We start from the raw sequence: 3,555 nt of genomic DNA on the forward strand, positions 1-3,555 counted from the left end.
CACTACATCTACCGCGTCGACCGGCCCTGAGACTCGCACCTGCTCGACCGAGCACGGCTGACGCGCTGCAACACAAACCGTTCCGGTAGGCCATCCCTGACCGGACAGTCAGCGTGACAAATTGCGGGTGCCCAGCGGTCCTTGACCGTCGACCCGCCAATGCTCAAGTCGGACGCCAAGAATCGGCTGGTCTTCTACGATCAAATCTCCACCGGAGCGTCCCGGCGAGTTGCGCACCGGGACCAGACTGTCGATCGGGCTTCCGAACGAGCCTTCCCTCGTGCTCAACCCCCAAGAACGTCGCTTACGGGCGACGATCAACGGGTCAAGCAGAGCGGTCAGGCCTTGATCCAGAGCCGTAGCGCCAGGTTGCGGCCGGTCCGCGGCCAGCGCGAGCATCACCCAGAATTGGTAACCACCCGCGGCACTGCCATCTGCAGCATGGACGGCGAAAAAATGCGTCCGGCGGTGTCCCCTGACGGTAACTGGCTCGGCTTCCAGGCGCCGACACCTCCAAAGATCGGAATTTGCGGTTTGTTGCCACCTCGTGGGTCCACTTTCGGTGCGACCGATCATTGAAGGACAAGGCCCCAAACTTGACCAGCGGCGCACGATGCGCTTGCGCAGACAGATCGTCCTGCAGGGACTGGACCACGGTGCGACCGCGGTCGGACGCCGCGAACACCGGGGCGAGCAGCGGGACCAACCGGTTCCACTGCTGCCGATCCCACAACGGGGTGACGCTCAGACCGGCCAGATAAACTGTGAGGTCATACGGCCGCTGCGCGTACACGGACGAGCCGTCAAACGGCACCCATCGCGGGCCCAGAGGTAGCCGAGCCGAGTTGACACCCCACGCTGCGAAGACCATGCACACCTGATCGGTAGAGGTCACACGGGTGACGAAGTGTCCACCATCCCCGGGAAGCCGCACCTCCACCTGCCAGTACTCAGCATCTTGCGGAGAGCGCCGCACCTGAAAGAACCTCGCGCCCGGGTTTGAGGGGTCATCCAGCACCATCTCGCCCCGAGGAGGTAAACGCTCTACAGCCTCTCGGACAGTGGCCAGCGACGGATCCAGGACATCTGCTGCAGCATCGCTGGTCTCTCCGACCCGCCTCAATCGATGCACGCGACGTCTCCCACAATCCCCGGAACCCGGAACGATCTTGACAATCTCACACTCGCGCAACTGTGCTGACACCGTTGATGCCGTCGGCGGGGCGAGGGTATGCCCAAGTGCTTTGAAACCTTGCTGGCCGTCGAGCCGCAGAAGGTTGAACACGACCCCTTGAAGCACGCCGACGACCGACCGGACGGTTGAACGCACAGGAGGAACGTGACTCAGGTAGCGCGCTTCAAGCCGTGCGCGTGGTGGGCTGACCAGCGCGATGAGCAAACCACCAACCGTTTCGATAGTCGAACGCTGAGCGGGACGGGTGACCATCAGGCGACTGTCACCGCACCGATCGCCGAACGGCGCCGAGCGTGAAGTCACCAATCAGGGCCGCTGATGGCGGGGTTGGGTACGGCCTCGATTGAGCGTCTACACGTCACTGAGGTCACTTCAAGGTCGGCCGTGATCCTGTGGTCGGTACCTTCGCCGCAGCAAGCCACATGGTGTAGCCGATGGTGGCTGGTGCTGTGACGGGGAATTGGGAGCTGTTGGTCAACGCGACCTCTTCGGCGCTGAGCAGTCTGCCGGTGGACCGGTCGAGCACCAGGATTCTTCGCAGCAGGAACCCGGCGTTGGTGTCGGTGCTGATGGCGACGCCGGTCCGGCCGGCGCGGTCGACCGTCGTGCCGAGCACGGTGATGTCGGGTTCAGCGGCTAGAAGTTTCAGCAGCCCACTTTGGGTGGCGGCGGGGACGGGCCGGCCGACGCCCCAGACGTCGGTGACCGCGACGAACCATTCGGAGGTATCCCTGTCCGGGTGCGCTTGGCCCAGTACCTGCTTCAACGCTGCCGGATCGGCGGGTAGATTTTGATACAGCGCGGGCGTACCCGCCGGATTGTCTTGGCTGGTTGTTCCGGTCCGTTCGGGGTTGGAGCGGATCTCGCGGCCCGATCCGTCCGGCGCGGCCCACGTTTCCCGAACGGTCGGCACCACGGCGGAGCTGATCACGTTGCCGTTGACATCCTGGTTGGTTGTGAAGTCCCAGCTTTGAATCTTTGTGTAGGTATCCGGGCCCGAGCCGGGTTCGGGGGGCTGCATGGCGGCGGCGGCGGCCAGTTTGGTGAGCAACGTCGCGGAGTCGCCGATAGCTGTGGAAGCTGTGTAGGACAGCGGCGTCGGGGTGACCGCGCTGGCTGTGCCTCCGCTGATAAGGCTCGGAACAATGAGGACGGAAAGCACCGTGACGGCCGCGATCACCGCAGCGCCGACCAACACCGGGATCCGGCGGCGGCCCGATCCGGTCCTGATCGGCGGCGGGCTCACCGGGGAAGCGAGCCGCTCGTGGTCGTCGTCGGCGACACTGCTGATGATGTCGGCGATGACTTGCTGCAAGTCCTGTTGTGCCGTTGCTGCCTGCCACACGGCGGGCGTCGGCAGCTCCTGCGCTTCCAGCCTCCTGATGGCCACGCGAGTATGGGCGCTCATGCTGGTCCTTTCTTTCCAGGCTGGTGACTGTCGCGGCGGAGTGGTGCGGTAGGAGCGGCTTGTAACGGCGGCACTGGCTGCTGCGCGATCGACGCGGTCAGGTGCCGGTCAGCGCCATCCAGGTCTCGAAGGGCGTTCTCGAGGCGGACGCGGGCGCGATGAAGCCGCACCCGGAACGTCGCCCCGGAGCAGCCCAGCACCTTCGCGGCGTCCCTGTTGCTCAGGTGGTCCCATGCGGTCAGGATCAATACCTCCCGGTCCGTGTCGGACAGGTCGGCCAGTGCTTGCAACACGGTGAGTCGCTCACTGACTTCGCGGCCGGGGTCGCCGGGGCCTGCCTGACCGAACGTCTGCAGGCGGGTCAGTTCGGCGGCCAACGCGTCGTCGCGGGACCCGCCGCGGTGATGCTGACGTGTCAGATTCCGGGTCACGCCCAGCAGCCATGGCAGTTCCGCGGCTGCGGGTATGTCCAGCCGCCGACGCCAGGCGATCAAGAACGTTTCGGCGGCGATGTCCTGCGCGGCGGTGACATCGACCCGGCGAAGGGCGTAACCCAGCACCGCGTGGTGGTGGTCATGGAACAACCGCTCGAACGTTTGGACCTGCCCGGCGGCCACTGGCATCAACACCTCCTCGCATCGTTGCTCAGTAGTGGCCGACCAACGCCGATTGTTACAGCGCCGCCGAAAAACGTTGCAGATAGCCGACGGCGGGCCCTTGCACGACCGGGGGCGTCAGCGAAGCATGACAACAGCGGCAACCATTTGGTCATCTCGCGTTCTTGGCGTGCGGACGACGGTTGAGACCCGAGCTCGAATCGCCGACCGGGTCACCGATCCGCCAGCGGACCGATCAGCGATCGTTGACCGGGCCGGTGGAGGATGTAGATGCCCATACAGTGCTGATGTGGATGCGACAGGTGTGGGAGTGCTGACCTGGCGGCTGCTGACCG

At 65.1% G+C, this 3,555-nt stretch carries 2 protein-coding genes; both read right to left on the bottom strand.

Features of this window, described 5'->3' with window-relative positions:
* Window positions 1-1,562: 1,562 nt before the first annotated feature.
* On the bottom strand, window positions 1,563-2,603 hold the full coding sequence (locus ABIB25_RS29045) for a CU044_5270 family protein (protein WP_354531990.1): 1,041 nt from the start codon (window positions 2,601-2,603) through the stop codon (window positions 1,563-1,565).
* Window positions 2,600-3,226 carry an RNA polymerase sigma factor gene (locus ABIB25_RS29050; RefSeq protein WP_354531991.1) on the bottom strand — a complete coding sequence of 209 codons (627 nt, stop codon included), beginning with the start codon at window positions 3,224-3,226 and terminating at the stop codon, window positions 2,600-2,602. Before ABIB25_RS29050 ends, ABIB25_RS29045 begins: the two co-directional genes overlap by 4 nt.
* Window positions 3,227-3,555: the final 329 nt, after the last annotated feature.

Origin of the sequence: Nakamurella sp. UYEF19, from assembly GCF_040546275.1 — a bacterium.
Classification (GTDB): domain Bacteria; phylum Actinomycetota; class Actinomycetes; order Mycobacteriales; family Nakamurellaceae; genus Nakamurella.